Annotated in this window: 10 protein-coding genes and 10 pseudogenes; 11 read left to right on the forward strand and 9 right to left on the reverse strand. The window is 53.4% G+C overall.

The genetic code is table 11. The features are described from left to right. Positions 1-115: 115 nt before the first annotated feature. Positions 116-1847: pseudogene (argS, locus tag P2W74_RS09960) on the reverse strand (arginine--tRNA ligase). Between the two features lie 239 nt (positions 1848-2086). On the opposite strand from argS, the pseudogene P2W74_RS09965 reads away from it, so the two are divergent. Then, a pseudogene (locus P2W74_RS09965) lies at positions 2087-2658 on the forward strand (VOC family protein). Between the two features lie 72 nt (positions 2659-2730). Continuing rightward, entirely contained in the window at positions 2731-3477 is a 747-nt protein-coding gene (gene cutC / locus P2W74_RS09970) for a copper homeostasis protein CutC (protein ID WP_276294829.1), read from the forward strand. Between the two features lie 147 nt (positions 3478-3624). Here cutC and cmoB read toward each other — a convergent pair. From cmoB to P2W74_RS09995, 5 genes and pseudogenes are all read right to left on the reverse strand, one after another. Next, positions 3625-4594, reverse strand: a pseudogene (cmoB, locus tag P2W74_RS09975) (tRNA 5-methoxyuridine(34)/uridine 5-oxyacetic acid(34) synthase CmoB). After that, a pseudogene (cmoA, locus tag P2W74_RS09980) lies at positions 4591-5335 on the reverse strand (carboxy-S-adenosyl-L-methionine synthase CmoA). The pseudogenes cmoB and cmoA overlap by 4 nt, the downstream one beginning before the upstream one ends. 40 nt (positions 5336-5375) lie before the next feature. Next, positions 5376-5773: pseudogene (locus tag P2W74_RS09985) on the reverse strand (MAPEG family protein). 51 nt (positions 5774-5824) lie between these two features. Then, positions 5825-6642 (reverse strand): annotated as a pseudogene (locus P2W74_RS09990) (DUF72 domain-containing protein). Then, positions 6639-7205, reverse strand: coding sequence for a hydrolase (locus tag P2W74_RS09995; protein ID WP_276294830.1), 567 nt, complete (start codon positions 7203-7205; stop codon positions 6639-6641). The pseudogene P2W74_RS09990 and the gene P2W74_RS09995 overlap by 4 nt, the downstream one beginning before the upstream one ends. A gap of 324 nt (positions 7206-7529) precedes the next feature. Here P2W74_RS09995 and aspS point away from each other — a divergent pair. The 4 genes and pseudogenes from aspS to ruvC all read left to right on the forward strand — a co-directional run bounded on the left by aspS (position 7530) and on the right by ruvC (position 11253). Continuing rightward, positions 7530-9305, forward strand: a pseudogene (aspS, locus tag P2W74_RS10000) (aspartate--tRNA ligase). 117 nt (positions 9306-9422) lie between these two features. Then, positions 9423-9875, forward strand: coding sequence for a dihydroneopterin triphosphate diphosphatase (gene nudB, locus P2W74_RS10005; protein WP_276295165.1), 453 nt, complete (start codon positions 9423-9425; stop codon positions 9873-9875). Positions 9876-9903: 28 nt separating this feature from the next. Then, a pseudogene (locus tag P2W74_RS10010) lies at positions 9904-10649 on the forward strand (YebC/PmpR family DNA-binding transcriptional regulator). Positions 10650-10683: 34 nt separating this feature from the next. Continuing rightward, positions 10684-11253, forward strand: coding sequence for a crossover junction endodeoxyribonuclease RuvC (ruvC, locus tag P2W74_RS10015; RefSeq protein WP_276294831.1), 570 nt, complete (start codon positions 10684-10686; stop codon positions 11251-11253). Here the strand turns inward: ruvC and P2W74_RS10020 are convergent. Beyond that, entirely contained in the window at positions 11207-11809 is a 603-nt protein-coding gene (locus tag P2W74_RS10020; protein ID WP_276294832.1) for a YebB family permuted papain-like enzyme, read from the reverse strand. The genes ruvC and P2W74_RS10020 overlap by 47 nt on opposite strands. A 508-nt stretch (positions 11810-12317) precedes the next feature. On the opposite strand from P2W74_RS10020, the gene P2W74_RS10025 reads away from it, so the two are divergent. The 3 genes from P2W74_RS10025 to ruvB all read left to right on the forward strand — a co-directional run bounded on the left by P2W74_RS10025 (position 12318) and on the right by ruvB (position 14654). Continuing rightward, the gene (locus P2W74_RS10025; RefSeq protein ID WP_276294833.1) at positions 12318-12884 is read left to right on the forward strand and encodes a hypothetical protein; all 567 of its coding nucleotides are present in this window, start codon (positions 12318-12320) and stop codon (positions 12882-12884) included. Between the two features lie 139 nt (positions 12885-13023). Beyond that, positions 13024-13635, forward strand: coding sequence for a Holliday junction branch migration protein RuvA (gene ruvA / locus P2W74_RS10030; RefSeq protein WP_276294834.1), 612 nt, complete (start codon positions 13024-13026; stop codon positions 13633-13635). An 8-nt stretch (positions 13636-13643) separates the two neighbouring features. After that, complete coding sequence (ruvB, locus tag P2W74_RS10035; protein ID WP_276294835.1) at positions 13644-14654, forward strand: Holliday junction branch migration DNA helicase RuvB; 1011 nt, start codon at positions 13644-13646, stop codon at positions 14652-14654. An 89-nt stretch (positions 14655-14743) separates the two neighbouring features. Here the strand turns inward: ruvB and znuB are convergent. Together znuB and znuC are read right to left on the reverse strand one after the other, a co-directional pair. Next, a pseudogene (gene znuB / locus P2W74_RS10040) lies at positions 14744-15530 on the reverse strand (zinc ABC transporter permease subunit ZnuB). Then, positions 15527-16282 carry a zinc ABC transporter ATP-binding protein ZnuC gene (gene znuC / locus P2W74_RS10045; RefSeq protein ID WP_276294836.1) on the reverse strand — a complete coding sequence of 252 codons (756 nt, stop codon included), beginning with the start codon at positions 16280-16282 and terminating at the stop codon, positions 15527-15529. The pseudogene znuB and the gene znuC overlap by 4 nt, the downstream one beginning before the upstream one ends. A gap of 78 nt (positions 16283-16360) precedes the next feature. Between znuC and znuA the strand changes: the two genes are divergently transcribed. Together znuA and mepM are read left to right on the forward strand one after the other, a co-directional pair. Then, complete coding sequence (gene znuA / locus P2W74_RS10050) at positions 16361-17305, forward strand: zinc ABC transporter substrate-binding protein ZnuA (RefSeq protein WP_276294837.1); 945 nt, start codon at positions 16361-16363, stop codon at positions 17303-17305. A gap of 15 nt (positions 17306-17320) precedes the next feature. After that, a pseudogene (gene mepM, locus P2W74_RS10055) lies at positions 17321-18643 on the forward strand (murein DD-endopeptidase MepM). The last annotated feature ends 44 nt before the right edge of the window (positions 18644-18687 follow it).

Genomic DNA, 18687 nt, shown 5'->3' on the forward strand with positions numbered 1-18687 from the left:
CATCCCTCCTGAGAAATGTGTCATTCCTTGTGACATGTTACAGAGTGCGAACGCTGGAAATAAAAAAGGCCTGAGTCCGCAAGCGAACTCAGGCCTGAGTGTAAAGCGTACTGGCTTACATACGTTCTACGGTTTCGATACCCAGCGTATCCAGACCCAGCTTCAGCGTTTTCGCCGTCAGCTGCGCCAGTTTCAGACGGCTGTTACGTACGGTTTCGCTTTCTGCGCTCAGGATCGGGCAGTGCTCATAGAAACCGGAGAACAGACCGGCGAGATCGTACAGATAGGCACACATGACGTGCGGCGTACCTTCACGCGCGACCACCGTCAGCGTCTCTTCAAACTGCAGCAGGCGAGCGGCTAACTGCGCTTCGCGATCTTCGCTGATGATAACCGGTGCCGTCGCCAGCGCGTCTTCATCGATTTCTGCTTTACGGAATACCGACAGTACAGCGGTGTAAGCGTACTGCATGTACGGCGCCCGTGTTGCCTTCAAACGCCAGCATGTTGTCCCAGTCGAAGATGTAGTCGGTGGTCCGGTTTTTGGAGAGATCCGCATATTTCACCGCGCCGATGCCGACGGCGTTTGCCAGTTTTTCCAGCTCATCAGCAGGCATGTCAGGATTCTTCTCCGCCACCAGACGGCGTGCGCGTTCCAGCGCTTCGTCCAGCAGGTCAGCCAGTTTCACCGTGCCGCCGCGCGGGTTTTGAACGGTTTACCGTCTTTGCCCAGCATCATGCCGAACATGTGGTGTTCCAGTGGTACGGAGTCCGGCACATAGCCCGCTTTACGCACGATAGTCCATGCCTGCATCAGGTGCTGATGCTGGCGGGAGTCGATGTAGTACAGCACGCGATCGGCATGCAGCGTTTCATAGCGGTATTTGGCGCAGGCAATGTCAGTGGTGGTATAGAGGTAGCCGCCATCTTCTTCTGAATGATGACGCCCATCGGTTCGCCTTCCTTGTTTTGTACTCATCAAGAAACACCACCGTCGCGCCTTCGCTTTCAACGGCCAGGCCTTTAGCTTTCAGATCGGCAACGATACCCGGCAGCATTGGGTTGTACAGGCTCTCGCCCATCACGTCGTCACGTGTCAGCGTCACGTTCAGACGATCGTAGGTTAACGGGTTTTGCGTCATGGTGATGTCGACCAGTTTGCGCCACATCTCACGGAAATAGGTGTCGCCGCCTTGTAATTTCACCACATAGCTACGGGCGCGCTCGGCGAATTCTTCATCTTCGTCGTAATGTTTTTTCGCATCACGATAGAAACCTTCCAGGTCTGCCAGCGCCATTTCACCGGCATTTTCCTGCTGCTGTTTTTCCAGCCAGGCGATGAGCATACCAAACTGCGTGCCCCAGTCGCCGACGTGGTTGGCGCGAATCACACGGTGACCCAGAAACTCCAGGGTACGCACGGCCGCGTCACCGATTATTGTCGAGCGCAGGTGGCCGACGTGCATCTCTTTGGCGACGTTAGGCGCAGAGTAATCCACCACGACAGTCTGCTTTTCGGGGAGAGCGACACCCAGACGGTCACTGGTCAGCGCCTGCTGTACGTTTTCAGCAAGAAATGCCGCATCGAGGAAAATATTGATAAAGCCCGGACCGGCAATTTCAACCTTGCTGGCGATGCCGTTGAGATCCAGATGAGTCAGCACCTGCTCTGCAAGTTGTCGCGGCGCCATACCCAGTTTTTTAGCAACTGCCATCATGCCGTTGGCCTGATAGTCGCCGAACTGTACTTTTGCTGACTGACGAACCTGGGGTTCGCAATCTGCAGGCGCGCCTGCAGCAATCATGGCCTGACGGACTTTTTCTGAGAGAAGAGCCTGAATATTCACCGGAATACCTTACGTTTAAGACGCGGGTTGACTGTGCCCGCACCAGTTTAAGAATTTAGGGCGGGAGTATACTGCAAATGCCCGTTTGCGTCAGCCCTGGCGCATGTCGTCGCTGCTCTGAAATCACCTCAACACAATGAGGCATAAGTCTTCATGGCGCCTTGGCCACAATCAGCGGTTGGTTGCCGCCACGCAACAGAGTAAATTAGCGGCTTTGAAGATGAAGAAGAGTATCCAAAATGGCGAACTGGCAATTTATTGACGAACTGCATGATATTTCCGCGGATTTACCGCGTTTTACGCTGGCGTTAAAGGCGCTTTCTACTCGCCTTGGTCTGGATCTGGCGCCTCTTGAGGCCGACCATATCTCTCTTCGTTGCCATCAGAATGCGACCGCAGAGCGGTGGCGCCGTGGGTTTGAGCAGTGCGGCGAACTCCTGTCGGAGAATATCATCAACGGCAGACCGATCTGTCTGTTCAAATTGAAGACGCTTGTTTGTGTCGGACACTGGCAATTCAGCGTTGTGGAATTACCGTGGCCGGGCGAAAAGCGCTACCCCGCATGAAGGCTGGGAACACATTGAAATTGTGCTGCCCCGGTGAGCCAGAAAGTCTGAATGCCCGGGCGCTGGCGCTGCTCTCTGACGATGGCTTAAGCCAGCCGGGGATTTTTGTGAAAACCAGTTCGCCCAAAGGCGAGCACGAACGACTGCCGAACCCGACGCTGGCGGTGACGGATGGCAAGGTCACCATCAAATTTCACCCGTGGTCGATTGAAGCCATTGTAGCAAGCGAACGGTCAGAGCATTGAGTTTGTGAGCGTCTGCGACGTTTAGCGCAAACAGGCATGGCATGATAAAACGGTTCTGGAAAAGGAGTGAGTATGGCATTGCTCGAGATTTGTTGTTATAGCATGGAGTGCGCGTTAACGGCGCAGCAAAACGGTGCCGATCGGATCGAGTTGTGTTCAGCGCCGAAAGAGGGCGGACTGACGCCTTCGTTGGGGGTGCTGCGTTCGGTTCGTCAACAGGTGACGATTCCCGTGCATCCGATTATTCGTCCGCGCGGCGGTGATTTTTGTTATAGCGACGGTGAATTTGCCGCCATGCTGGAAGATGTGCGTACGGTCAGAGAATTAGGCTTTCCTGGACTGGTGGTTGGCGTTCTGGATGTGGACGGCAACGTGGATATGCCGCGAATGGAAAAAATAATGGCTGCCGCCGGACCGTTGGCCGTGACGTTTCATCGCGCCTTCGATATGTGCGCCAATCCATTAAATGCGCTTAAGAATCTGGCGGATTTGGGTGTCGCGAGAGTGCTGACATCCGGACAAAAATCTGACGCACTGCAAGGTTTACCAATAATTATGGAACTAATTGCACAAGCCGGTGCTCCAATAATTATGGCCGGAGCAGGGGTTCGTGCAAAAAATTTGCAGGATTTCCTGAATGCAGGTGTCAGGGAAGTACACAGTTCTGCCGGAACCCAGGTTGCCTCGCCAATGCGTTATCGCAATCAGGGACTGTCGATGTCAGCGGATACGCAAGCGGATGAATATTCCCGCAGTGTGGTTGACGGGGCGGCGGTTGCAGAGATGAAAGGAATCATTGTTCGTCATCAGGCCAACTGATTTTTACCGTTGCATCATGTCGCCCAATATGATGCTTGCTCGTACCAGGCCCCTGCAATTTCAACAGGGGCCTTTTTTTATCTTTCTCCTGCCTATTTCGGGCTGTAACTGCGTTGGTCGCCTGAACTATTTTAGAGAAATCCAGCGTTACGGTTTACGCGCAATTAATACCGCACGCAGAGGGGCAGGGTAACCCTCGACCGTTTTGCTGCTGTCGTTCGGGTCAAGGAAATCGGCCAGCGACTCGGTCACCATCCATTCGGTACGACGCTGCTCTTCGGTTGACGTCACACACACGTCCGCGATACGCACATCGACAAAACCGCATTTCTCCAGCCAGTTTTTTAACGCCAGCGCGGAAGGAATAAAGTAGACGTTACGCATCTGCGCGTAGCGATCGCCCGGCACCAGAACGGTATTTTCATCGCCCTCGACGACCAGCGTCTCAAGCACCAGTTCACCGTCTTTGACCAGCTGATCTTTTAACTGCCACAGGTGCTCCAGCGGCGAGCGGCGATGATAAAGCACGCCCATTGAAAATACGGTATCAAACGCATTCAGCGCGGGCAGTTGTTCGATACCCAGCGGCAGCAGATGCGCACGCTGATCGTTACCCAACAATTTCCGCACCGCTTCAAACTGGCACAGGAACAACTGCGTTGGGTCGATCCCGACGGCGAGATGTGCGCCAGCGCCAATCATGCGCCACATGTGATAGCCGCTGCCGCAGCCCACATCCAGAATCGTGCGACCGGTAAGATCGGACAGATGCGGCAGTACGCGATCCCACTTCCAGTCAGAACGCCATTCGGTATCAATATTGACGCCATACAACGAGTACGGGCCTTTACGCCACGGCATCAGGTTGCGCATCAGGGTATCGATACGTTTAAGCTGGCCTTCGCTGAGCGGCTCTTCGCTTTCGGCGGTGACGCTGTGCAGCAGATCCAGACGGTGCGGCGTTAACTCTGGCAGAAATTCAACCGCGTTTGACCACTGTTTTAAACAGACCATGCTGATCGCGCTGCCAGCTCGCAATTTGTGCGGGCAGGGTTTCAAGCCAGTGGGAAAGGTGATTTTTGGCAATCAGCTGATAAAAGTTTCCGAACTCGATCATGCGGAAACCTCAGCTTTTAGCGCCACCAGAGAACCAAAGTTGAAGCACTGGAACCACAGTTCGCTGTGTTCGAATCCGGCCTGACGCAGACGCGCTTTATGGGTTTCGACGGAATCGGTCAGCATGACGTTTTCCAGCATGCTGCGCTTCTGGCTGATTTCCAGCTCGCTGTAGCCGTTGGCGCGCTTGAAGTCATGATGCATGTTGAACAGCAATTCGCCGACCTGCGCATCTTCAAAACTGAACTTCTCTGACAGCACCAGTGCGCCGCCCGGATTCAATCCCTGATAAATCTTATCCAGCAATGCCTGGCGCTCAGGCGGTTCAAGGAATTGCAGGGTAAAATTCAGCACCACCATCGAGGCGTTTTCGATAGCGACATGACGAATATCGCCTTCCACAATTTCTACCGGGGTCGGGGCTTTGGTAGGCATCAATGTGGCGGCGGCAGCGTTCAATCATCGCCGGAGAGTTGTCGATGGCAACGATCTTGCAATTGTCATGATGGATGTTGCGACGCACCGAGAGCGTCGCTGCGCCCAAAGAACAGCCCAGATCGTAGACCTGCGTGTTGGGTTTGACAAAACGTTCAGCCAGCATGCCAATCATCGAGATAATGTTGGAGTAGCCAGGAACGGAACGCTGGATCATATCCGGGAAGACTTCGGCTACCCGTTCATCAAAGGTCCAGTCACCCAGACTGGCGATAGGCGCAGAAAAAAGCGTGTCGCGGTGAGACATAACGTAAAAATCCGGGAAAAATAAAGGGGCGTATTGTGCGCTAATGCAGGGAGAAAACCAACTCCCAGGGCATATACCAGAGATTTGTCAGCACCATCAGCAACAGGGCGCACCAGGTTGCGCTCATACCAGAACGCCGCCAGCGAAAAAGCCGGTGATGGAATCCGTAATAATGCATGAGTCGACCGGCAATGAGGATCAGGCCGCAGATGTGTACCATCCATGTTTCCGCACCGTTCATCTCCATAAACAGCAGCAGCACAAGCGCAACCGGAATGTATTCCACCGCATTGCCATGAATGCGAATCGCGCTTTGTAGCTCGCTAAAGCCCGCCGTCACCATAGGCAACGCGGTTACTGCATCCGCAGACGAACAACGTCAAAGGAGAACTTCATCAACAATAACGCACCCAATACGGCATATAGCGCGCTTACCATACAAACTCCCTTTAAAATGGCTGATGGCACTGTCTATGATAGGTGGCATTTTCAGAAAAGAGAAGATTGCTGTGGAATAGACGGTGCGGCGCCAATACCAGGAATAACGGCATGTAAATCCTGCCAGATTGCGTCCACTAACTCCGGAGCCTGCGCGATATCGGGCGTGTGTAAAAACAACCAGGGCGTCGTGGACTGTTCCCAGAGCGGTAATTTGTTTAACCAGGCGGTGAAAAAATCACGATTTTGTACCATGTCATCGCTGCCGATAAATCGCACCATCGGGTGACCGGCAGTGACAACAGCATGTACAGGGACTCTGGGTTTCTTGCGCTGCGCCTCGCGTATCGCCTCATTGTGAGGGCGGGCGGCATGGACTGGACGGCTGTCGAGAATGACCCGGTTTACCCCTCTCTCGTGTAAACCACGATTGAGCTGTTGTTCCTCTTCTCCTTTTGCAAAGAAACCCGGATGACGGACTTCAACACCGTAAGTGAATCGCCCGGGCAGGGCGTCAAGAAATTGCCACAATGCAGGGAGATCGCGAGGTGAAAATGTGGCGGGGAGCTGGAGCCAGTACTGACCAATGCGTCCCTCCAGCGGCGACATGCGGGTCAAAAACTCCAGCACTAAATCGTCACAGTTTTCAGCGCGGCTTGATGCGTGATGGTCGCCGGAAACTTAAAACAGAAACGAAAATCATCGGTTGTCTGCGCGTACCAGCGTTCAACGACCTCGGCTTTAGGAAGCGCGTACAAGGTGGTATTACCCTCCACACAATTGAAGTGGCGAGCATATTCTTCAAGGCTGGTAATCCCCAGTCGCACCCACTTTGGGTGCGACCATTGCGGTAAGCCGATGTAAATCATAGTACCTGTAGGATCTCTTCCACGCGACGCACCCGGGCAATGCGCGGGAAAATGTGCGTGACGCTGCTCTGGTGTTGCTCGGTACTTGCCGCGCTGCAGGCATCTTCGGCAATGATCAGCCGAAAGCCCAGTTCCCAGGCGTTACGGGCTGTGGATTCCACGCCGATATTGGTGGAGATCCCGCACAGGACGAGCGTGTCAATGCCGCGACGGCGCAGTTGCAGTTCCAGGTCTGTGCCGTAGAACGCCCCCCACTGGCGTTTCGTGACCTCAAGATCGCTGTCGGCTTTGCCTAATGCGGCCGGGTAGCGCCACCAGTTTTCCGGCAACGCTTTCGCCGGGGATGGGGCATCGACGGGCTGTTTTAATGCTTCTGCGTAATCCGGCGACCAGCCGACACGCACCATCACCACCGGTGAGCCGTGAGCACGGAATTTTTCCGCCAGACGCGCGGCGCGATCCACGACCTCCTGTGCGGCATGTGGGCCTCCGGCGAAGGGTAAAATGCCCTCCTGCAAATCAATGACCACCAGCGCGGTGGTTGAGGCGTTCAGTTCCAGCATGATGACTCCCGTATTTTCAATGCTATTCCGGTCTATCTTAGTCGCGGTCCTGGAGGCGAGGGGCAACAAATTTTGTTAATTTTTTTGCGTATACGCAATACCTGGATCGCAAACACGCGTACAGTCAGTGTCTGGTTCGGAGTCTGTCCTGGTTCAAAGTGGTAAGTAATTGTACCTTGATGGGATAGACTCTTATCGTGCGGCAGAATTTCCAGTATAATAGCCGCCTTTTTTCATTCAGTTGTGACATTCAGCTAACGCTGCGACTTCGTCACCTGCGAGGCAGGCGACTTCGTCACCTGCGGCAAAGTTAAGGGATATCTCATGCGTACAGAATATTGCGGACAGCTACGTCTGTCCCACGAGGGGCAGCAGGTGACTCTGTGTGGTTGGGTCAACCGTCGTCGTGACTCTTGGTAGCCTGATCTTTATCGATATGCGCGACCGCGAAGGTATCGTGCAGGTGTTTTTCGATCCGGATCGTGCGGACGCATTAAAGCTGGCCTCCGAACTGCGTAATGAGTTCTGCATCCAGGTTACGGGTACCGTACGTGCGCGTGACGCAAAAAACGTTAACGCCGATATGGCGACCGGCGAAATTGAAGTACTGGCGTCCGATCTGACCATCATCAACCGTTCAGAATCACTGCCGCTGGACTCTAACCACGTCAATACCGAAGAAGCGCGTCTGAAGTATCGCTATCTGGATCTGCGTCGTCCGGAAATGGCGCAGCGCCTGAAAACGCGTGCCAAAATTACCAGCCTGGTGCGTCGTTTTATGGACGACCACGGTTTCCCTCGACATCGAAACCCCGATGCTGACCAAAGCCACGCCGGAAGGCGCGCGTGACTATCTGGTGCCTTCGCGCGTTCACAAAGGGAAATTCTACGCGCTGCCGCAGTCTCCTCAGCTGTTTAAACAGCTGCTGATGATGTCTGGCTTTGACCGCTATTATCAGATCGTAAAATGCTTCCGCGACGAAGATTTACGTGCCGATCGCCAGCCTGAATTTACCCAGGTCGACGTGGAAACCTCCTTCATGACGGCACCGCAGGTGCGTGAAGTGATGGAAGCGCTGGTGCGTAATCTGTGGCAGGAAGTGAAAGGTGTGGATCTGGGTGATTTCCCGATCATGACTTTCGCTGAAGCTGAGCGTCGTTACGGTTCCGATAAACCGGATCTGCGTAACCCAATGGAACTGGTGGATGTTGCCGATCTGCTGAAATCCGTCGATTTCGCCGTATTCTCCGGTCCGGCGAACGATGCGAAAGGTCGCGTGGCGGCTCTGCGTGTGCCGGGTGGTGCCAGCTTAAGCCGTAAGCAGATTGACGATTACGGTAACTTTATCAAGATCTACGGTGCGAAAGGTTTGGCTTACATTAAAGTCACCGAGCGTGCGAAAGGTCTGGAAGGGATCAACAGCCCTGTTGCCAAGTTCCTCAATGCTGAAATCGTGGAAGCCATTCTGGATCGTACCGCTGCGCAAGATGGCGATATGATTTTCTTCGGCGCTGACAACAAGAAAGTGGTTGCCGATTCTATGGGCGCGCTGCGTCTGAAACTGGGTAAAGATCTCAGCCTGACCGACGAAACAAAATGGGCGCCGCTGTGGGTTATCGACTTCCCAATGTTTGAAGACGACGGTGAAGGCGGCCTGACGGCGATGCATCATCCGTTTACTGCACCGAAAGACATGACCGCTGCTGAGCTGAAAGCCGCGCCGGAAGATGCCGTTGCCAACGCGTACGATATGGTGATCAATGGCTACGAAGTGGGCGGCGGCTCCGTCCGTATCCACAACGGCGAAATGCAGCAAACCGTGTTTAGGCATTCTGGGTATTAACGAACAAGAGCAGCGCGAGAAATTTGGCTTCCTGCTGGATGCGCTGAAATACGGTACTCCGCCACATGCGGGTCTGGCGTTTGGTCTGGATCGTCTGACCATGCTGCTGACCGGTACCGATAACATTCGTGACGTTATCGCCTTCCCGAAAACTACGGCTGCAGCGTGTCTGATGACTGAAGCGCCAAGCTTTGCGAATGAAGCCGCTCTGGCGGAACTGAGCATTCAGGTTGTGAAGAAGGCCGAGAATAACTGATATGGCTGCTGTACACGAAATCATTCGCGTTGCATCGCGGCGGCAACTGAGTGAATACCCATGAGCATAGATAGCTATGTGAATGGGATGAACGATGGCAGCCAACAAAGAGGCAGCGTGAAGGATAAAGTGTATAAGCGTCCCGTTTCGGTTCTGGTTGTTATTTTTGCCCAAGATACGAAGCGGGTGCTGATGTTACAGCGACGCGACGATCCTGATTTCTGGCAGTCGGTCACCGGCAGCCTTGAAGAGGGTGAAACCGCGTCGCAAGCCGCCATGCGCGAAGTAAAGGAAGAGGTCACCATTGATGTTGCGACAGAGCAACTGACCTTAATTGACTGCCAGCGCACGGTGGAGTTTGAGATTTTTCGCCATTTACGTCATCGCTATGCGCCGGGAATCGAACGTAATACCGAATCCTGGTTTTGCCTGGCACTTCCCTCTGAACGAGAGATCGTGTTCACCGAACATCTGACTTATCGTTGGGTTAATGCGGCTGAGGCTGCACAGTTAACCAAGTCGTGGAGTAATCGGCAGGCGATTGAAGAATTTGTTATTAACGTCGCCTGAGAAGGCGCGCTTTTTGGAGATACTATTTATGGCAGGTCATAGTAAATGGGCCAACACCAGACATCGTAAAGCTGCGCAGGATTCTAAGCGCGGCAAGATTTTCACCAAGATCATTCGTGAGCTGGTGACGGCGGCCAAACTGGGCGGCGGCGATCCGGATGCGAACCCGCGTCTGCGTGCGGCTGTAGATAAAGCGCTGTCTAACAACATGACGCGTGACACGCTGAACCGTGCAATTCGCGCGTGGCGTGGGCGGTGATGATGATGCGAATATGGAAACCATCATCTATGAAGGTTATGGTCCAGGCGGCACCGCGGTGATGATTGAATGTCTGGTCCGACAACCGTAACCGTACGGTAGCGGAAGTGCGTCACGCATTCAGCAAAACCGGCGGCAACCTCGGTACTGACGGTTCCGTTGCTTACCTGTTCAGCAAAAAAGGGATTATCTCCTTTGAAAAGGGCGACGAAGACACCATCATGGAAGCGGCGCTGGAAGCCGGTGCTGAAGACGTTGTGACCTTTGACGACGGCGCGATTGATGTCTATACCGCGTGGGAAGAGATGGGCAAAGTGCGTGACGCACTGGAAGCCGCCGGTCTGAAAGCCGACAGCGCTGAAGTCTCTATGATCCCGTCGACCAAAGCGGATATGGATGCGGAAACTGCACCTAAACTGATGCGTCTGATCGACCTGCTGGAAGACTGTGACGATGTTCAGGAAGTTTACCACAACGGTGAGATCTCTGATGAGGTTGCCGCTACGTTAGAATGACGTGGTTGCGCGATAAGATAACAGGAGATGCGTGATGTCCATTATTCTCGGCATTGACCCGGGCTCGCGCATCACCGGTTATGGTGTGATTCGCCAGGTGGGCAGGCAACTGACCTACCTGGGCAGCGGATGTATTCGTACCAAAGTGGATGATTTACCATCGCGCCTGAAGCTGATTTATGCGGGCGTGTCGGAAATCATTACCCAGTTTCAGCCGGACTACTTTGCCATTGAGCAGGTATTTATGGCGAAGAACGCGGATTCCGCGCTCAAGCTGGGGCAGGCGCGTGGTGTGGCGATTGTCGCCGCTGTAAACCAGGATCTGCCGGTGTTTGAATATGCGGCGCGTCAGGTGAAGCAGACCGTTGTTGGGATCGGCAGTGCGGAGAAAAGTCAGGTGCAGCATATGGTGCGTACCTTGCTTAAACTCCCCGCTAATCCGCAGGCGGATGCCGCCGATGCGCTGGCTATTGCTATCACCCACTGCCATGTTAGCCAAAACGCAATGCAAATGAGCGACTCCAGACTCAATCTGGCGCGTGGACGGCTGCCGATAGCTATAACGTCTCAGCCACTGCTGGCTGAGACGTTTCTATCCCACTAGCATTAATCAGTACTAAATTCGGATGATGCCACAGGCTGGCAGGGGTCACGGTTTTACGTTCCCACGGAATTGAACCTAAAAACCAGAACTTCCAGAAGGCAAGTTTTGCGTTCGGGTTGCTGTGCAACAGATTTTCAAATGTCTCTATTTCCCCGACCGAAATGCATAATGCCTCTTTATAAATATCGAAGACGAACTTGGAGCAGAACTGACGTGCAGAGTCGTATTTAAAGCCGGTGTGATAGAGTTTATGCAGGCGGCCAGGGACCTTTTCGACCAGCGACAGTTTCTGTTCTGTCGTTAATCCGCCAGCCAGACGACGGACGGCATAACGTTGATCGGTAGAGCGCTGAATAAAACGCGACATCGTGGTGACCGTCGAGAGCGGCACGCGGCTTTCCGCCACCAGATAATCATCGCCATTGTGTCCCACAATAATCCCCACATGATTACTCCAGCACTGTGATGCCGCGGAGATCTGCCCAAACAGACGAGCACCTATGCAGGTAAATACGATATCGCCGGTCTCGTATTTGGCAGGGTAATTAATTTTCACGGTTCTAATCCATTATTGATATGTGGAAACAACGTCTTTTTTCATCCTGATAAAGAACTAGCATTGTATTTAAATAATGACAAGGAATGTTTTATGCGATGCTTTGAATTACCGAGTTCCCCCGATAGAAATAATTATAATGAATACCCAATTTACGCTAATCAGGTTTCGGTTGAAATTGATAATAACGCGGGTTTAGCAACGAATTAATAATGGGCAGACGCCACCATGATATAAAACAAAAATATTATTTGGCTGTAATTAATAATGGAAAGAAACGTATCTCCTTGGGCGTCTTTAGATGAAAAGTATGCAGATTGGGTAAAGTCTGGTCGCGGCAGCGATGAGCAAAAAACGCATGCAACTCGCCAGGTGAAGGTATGGTCTTTATGACGAATCAGTCTGGTAAATAGCGTGCAATTAGCGTTGAAGGAAACTATGTTTTGTAGTTATGCGCGCGTGTTAAGCGACACGGAAGAGTCATTTCAACATGGATAACCAGACCCTCATGCCAATTATTTATGCACTGGTACTGCTATTTGCCTGCTGGGCCCTCATTACGCACTACCAACGGTACAGAAAACCGATCGCGTTCTTTTATACGCTATTGCTACTGTATACGGGTTATGCGGCATTCATGGAATACTATTACCATCGCAATAGCATCACCACCACAGCCAGCGTTTCTGCCGTGCGCTACACCAGCAGTTTTGAACGTCGGACAACCAACACCTGTAGCCACCTCCGGGGTGGCAGAACAGATTGTTCTGCATTATATGATTATGACCTGAGCGGGTGGGGGGCATACAAAGCCTGGACTTACCATGTCGAGGGCGCGCGTACAGAACCCGCCAGCACAATGTGCGTAAATATCGTGAAAAAGAAACCTGCGGTCGGCAAACCTTGCGAAAATGTGTTTTTTAACGTCAGTCCTTTGCCGGTGCTGATCGTCATTTGGGCGATAAGCGCATTCGCTTTTCTTACCCTGGCTTTGCACTGGTTTAAATTACGCCGGATGTCGAAGCATTCACTCTCCACGGCAGAAAAGCATCGCCATGGAAAACGCGCGTCCTGAAGATAACGGCTTGTCGCAGCCCTGTTCCGTTAGCACGCTGTGCGAACTCTGGATTTTAATTTCATCCCCGCTGGATATCTATCCAGCATTTTTTTATGATACACCTTTGTATCAAGAGCCATTAACGCAGGAGCGTCATGTGATAGGCAGACTCAGAGGCATTATTCTCGAAAAACAACCCCCGTTGGTACTGCTGGAGACGGGCGGCGTCGGCTATGAAGTGCATATGCCGATGACCTGCTTCTATGAGCTGCCGGAAGCGGGGCAGGAGGCGATTATTTTCACCCATTTTGTGGTGCGTGAAGATGCCCAACTGCTGTATGGCTTTAACAACAAACAGGAACGTACCCTGTTTAAAGAATTGATTAAGACTAACGGCGTTGGCCCGAAGCTGGCGCTGGCGATCCTCTCCGGCATGTCGGCACCGCAGTTTGTTAACGCCGTCGAGCGTGAAGATCCCGCCGCTCTGGTGAAACTGCCGGGCATTGGTAAGAAAACCGCTGAACGTCTGATTGTCGAAATGAAAGATCGCTTCAAAGGTTTGCATGGCGATCTGTTTACGCCTGCCGCCGATCTGGTGCTGACCTCTCCGGCCAGCCCGGCAACGGATGACGCTGAACAGGAAGCGGTTGCTGCGCTGGTGGCGCTGGGCTATAAACCTCAGGAAGCCAGCCGGATGGTCAGCAAAATTGCCCGCCCGGATGCCAGCAGCGAAACATTGATCCGCGAAGCGCTCCGCGCCGCGCTGTGAGGTAGAGGATGATAGAAGCAGACCGCCTGATTTCAGCAGAAAGCACGTTACCAGAAGATGTGGTAGACCGGGCGATTCGTCCCAAACTGCTGGCGGAGTACGTTGGCCAGCCGCAGGTGCGCTCGCAGATGGAGATTTTTATCCAGGCGGCGAAACTGCGCGGCGATGCGCTTGACCACCTGCTGATTTTCGGCCCGCCGGGTCTGGGTAAAACCACGCTGGCGAATATTGTCGCTAATGAAATGGGGGTGAACCTGCGCACCACCTCCGGTCCGGTGCTGGAGAAAGCAGGGGACCTGGCGGCGATGCTCACTAACCTCGAGCCGCACGACGTTCTGTTTATCGACGAAATTCACCGCCTGTCTCCGGTGGTCGAAGAGGTATTGTACCCGGCGATGGAGGACTATCAGCTCGATATCATGATTGGTGAAGGTCCGGCGGCGCGCTCGATAAAAATCGATCTGCCTCCCTTTACGCTGATTGGCGCAACCACCCGCGCGGGTTCGTTAACCTCACCGTTGCGCGATCGTTTTGGCATCGTTCAGCGTCTGGAGTTTTACCAGGTTGCGGATCTGCAGCATATCGTCGGGCGTAGCGCGCGTTATATGGGGCTGGAGATGAGCGATGAAGGCGCACTGGAAGTCGCCCGCCGCGCACGCGGTACACCACGTATCGCCAACCGTCTGCTGCGCCGCGTGCGTGACTTTGCCGAAGTGAAGCATGACGGCACCATCTCGGCGGATATTGCTGCCCAGGCGCTGGATATGCTCAACGTCGATGCGGAAGGGTTCGACTATATGGACCGCAAACTGCTGCTGGCGGTGATCGATAAGTTCTTCGGTGGGCCTGTCGGGTTAGATAACCTGGCTGCGGCTATCGGCGAAGAGCGCGAAACTATTGAGGACGTACTGGAACCTTATCTGATTCAGCAGGGCTTTTTACAGCGTACCCCGCGTGGGCGTATGGCGACGGTGCGTGCGTGGAATCACTTTGGGATTACGCCGCCGGAAATGCCCTGAGCGTAGCGCCGGATACGCATCTTATCCGGCCTGGAAAGAGCGAATCGTAGGCCGGATAAACGCAGTGCTATCCGGCAAAAATACAGGCCTCAGTTGGCCTGTTTTTTCATCATGGTGAGGATAAACAGCAGCGCAGCACACAGAACGACCGAGGGGCCAGCTGGCGTGTCATAAAATGCCGAAAAGGTCAGTCCGCCTGTAACCGCTACCATTCCTACAATCACCGCAACACCTGCCATCTGCTCTGGCGTACGGGCAAAGCGACGTGCCGTGGCTGCGGGGATAATCAGCAATGAGGTGATGATCAGCGCGCCGACAAACTTCATTGCCACCCCTATCGTTAACGCTGTCACCAGCATCAGCAGAAGTTTCACGCGCTGAATTTTCACCCCATCAACAAACGCCAGGTCCGGGCTGATGGTCATGGACAGCAAATTGCGCCACTGCCAGAACAAAATCGCCAGAACAATGACGACGCCAATGGCGATGGAGATCAGATCTTCAGGCGTTACCGCCAGTAAATCGCCAAACAGATAGGCCATCAAATCGACACGGATGTTCGACATCAGGCTGACCACCACCAGACCCAGCGACAGGGCGCTGTGCGCCATAATGCCCAGCAGAGTATCGATCGCCAGGTGAGGGCGTTTCTCAAGCCACACCAGACCTGCCGCCAGCATCAGCGTGACGGCGATGACCGCGTAAAACGGATTCACATCCAGCAGCAGACCAAATGCCACGCCCTAACAGCGAAGCGTGCGCCAGCGTATCGCCAAAATACGACATCCGACGCCAGACCACGAATGAGCCTAACGGACCTGCGGCGCAGGCCAGCATGATCCCGGCGAACCAGCCGGGTAACAAAAATTCAATCATGAGTGACCATTTCCCCGGCGCAATACAATACGGCCCTGTAAATCATGGCGATGATTATGATGGTGGCGATAAATGCCTAATTGCTCTGCGCCGCGCGGTCCAAACATGGAGATAAACTCCGGATGCATTGAGACAATTTCCGGCGTACCAGAGCAGCAAATATGGTGATTCAGACACAGCACTTCGTCTGTTTTGGCCATCACCAGGTGCAGGTCATGTGACACCATCAACACCGCGCAGTCGAGTTCGCGACGCAACTGGTCGATGAGATCGTAAAGAGCCACCTGACCGTTGACATCGACGCCTTGCGTCGGCTCATCAAGCACCAGCAACTGCGGTTGATTCAATAACGCCCGCGCCAACAGGACACGCTGCGTTTCCCCGCCGGATAACTTTTGCATGGGCGCGTTAATCAGATGGCCTGCCTGAACGCGTTTAAGGGCAGGAAGAATATCTGTTTTATGCGTGCCCGGACGTAAGCGTAAAAAACGGTTTACGGTGAGTGGGAGCGTGGTATCAAGATACAGTTTTTGTGGGACATAGCCGACGCGTAGCTGGCCGTTACGCTTGATAACGCCTTCATCAGGTGTTACGAGCCCTAATACCACACGTACCAGGGTGGACTTCCCGGCACCGTTAGGCCCCAGGAGCGTCAAAATTTTTCCGGGTCTGAGTTCAAGCGACACGTCAGAAAGGACGCGGCGTTGACCATAAGAGACCGAGACATTTTCCAGTGAAACCAAAGTCGTCATGTCAATTTTAGGCTTGCAGAAGTTATAGAATGTTATAATATCACATTTCACACATTCATTACGATGATTCGTTGCATTATGTTACATAAAAATACGCTTCTTTTCGCAGCATTATCCGCTGCTCTTTGGGGGAGTGCAACACACGCCGCAAATGCCGCTGTCGTTGCCTCCCTTAAGCCCCTGGGGTTCATCGCTTCCGCGATTGCAGATGGTGTAACAGAGACCGAGGTTTTATTGCCGGATGGCGCCTCGGAACATGATTACTCACTGCGTCCTTCCGACGTAAAACGCTTACAGGGCGCGGACTTAGTTGTCTGGATTGGTCCAGAGATGGAAGCGTTCATGGAAAAGTCAGTAAAGAACATTCCAGAGGCAAAACAGGTAACGATTGCGCAGCTTCCGTCGGTGAAACCGTTGCTCATGAAAGGGGGGGACGACGACGATGACGAGCATGATCATGACCCTGCTCATGATGAAAAAGGTGACGACCATCACCATCACGGCGACTACAACATGCATCTTTGGCTTTCCCCAGAGATAGCGCGGTCTTCAGCGGTTGCAATCCATGATAAATTAGTAGAACTTATGCCGCAAAGTCGAGCCAAACTTGACGCCAACCTGAAGGATTTTGAGGCACAATTAGCCCAGGTCGATAAACAGGTCGGTAACGAGCTCGCACCGCTCAAGGGGAAAGGGTACTTCGTTTTTCATGACGCTTATGGTTACTACGAAAAACACTTCGGACTGACGCCGCTTGGTCACTTCACCGTCAACCCTGAGATTCAACCTGGTGCGCAGCGTTTACATGAAATAAGAACACAGTTGGTTGAGCAAAAAGCAACCTGCGTTTTTGCTGAGCCACAGTTCAGGCCAGCGGTCGTTGAAGCCGTTGCGAGAGGGACATCCGTTCGAATGGGAACGTTGGATCCCCTCGGAACGCATATTGCACTGGGTAAAACGAGCTATTCAGCGTTTCTGACTCAATTAGCGAACCAGTATGCGAGCTGCCTGAAAGGAGATTAACGAGGAAGTGAATACGTGCAACAGATAGCCCGCTCTGTCGCTCTGGCATTTAATAATCTGCCCAGACCCCATCGCGTCATGCTGGGGTCCCTTACTGTTCTGACACTTGCTGTCGCGGTGTGGCGCCCATACGTTTATCACCCAGAGTCCGCGCCGATCGTCAAAACCATCGAACTGGAAAAAAGTGAGATTCGGTCGCTGTTGCCTGAGGCGAGCGAACCTATCGATCAGGCTGCGCAGGAAGATGAAGCGATTCCTCAGGATGAACTGGATGACAAACCTCAGGTGAGGTAGGCGTCCACGAATATGTGGTCTCCACCGGCGATACGCTGAGCAGCATCCTGAACCAGTACGGCATTGAAATGGGCGATATCAGCCAGCTTGCCGCCGCAGACAAAGAATTGCGTAACCTGAAAATTGGTCAGCAACTCTCCTGGACGTTGACCGCAGACGGCGATTTACAGCGTCTGACCTGGGAAGTTTCCCGCCGTGAAACCCGCACTTACGATCGCACGGCTGCTAATGGCTTCAAGATGAGCAGCGAGATGCAGCAAGGTGACTGGGGTTAACAGCCTGATGAAAGGCACGGTAGGCGGCAGTTTTGTCTCCAGTGCGAAAGAGGCCGGACTCACCAGCGCGGAAATCAGCGCCGTGATCAAAGCCATGCAGTGGCAGATGGACTTCCGCAAACTGAAAAAAGGCGATGAGTTTTCGGTACTGATGTCACGTGAGATGTTGGATGGCAAACGTGAGCAAAGCCAGTTGTTAGGCGTGCGGTTACGTTCTGAGGGGAAAGACTACTACGCGATTCGCGCCGAGGACGGAAAGTTCTACGATCGCAACGGTACCGGTCTTGCCAAAGGATTTATGCGTTTCCCGACGGCGAAACAGTTCCGTATTTCGTCCAACTTCAACCCTCGTCGTCTGAACCCGGTGACAGGACGTGTTGCGCCGCATAAAGGCGTCGATTTCGCCATGCCGCAAGGTACGCCGGTATTGTCGGTCGGTGACGGCGAAGTGGTAGTGGCAAAACGCAGCGGTGCTGCGGGTTACTACGTCGCGATTCGTCATGGACGCACCTACGCCACCCGTTATATGCACTTGCGTAAACTGTTAGTGAAACCGGGGCAAAAAGTGAAACGCGGCGATCGCATCGCGCTTTCAGGGAATACCGGAAGATCAACCGGTCCGCATCTGCACTACGAAGTATGGGTTAACCAACAGGCGGTGAACCCGCTGACGGCGAAACTGCCGCGTACTGAAGGGCTGACAGGGTCGGATCGCAGTGATTATCTGGCCCAGGTGAAGGAAGTCCTGCCGCAGTTGCGCTTCGACTAACCCTTTTAAAATGTTCCTCTAAAGCCGGTACACGATGTGTGTCG

This window comes from Citrobacter enshiensis, assembly GCF_029338175.1.
GTDB lineage: Bacteria > Pseudomonadota > Gammaproteobacteria > Enterobacterales > Enterobacteriaceae > Citrobacter_D > Citrobacter_D enshiensis.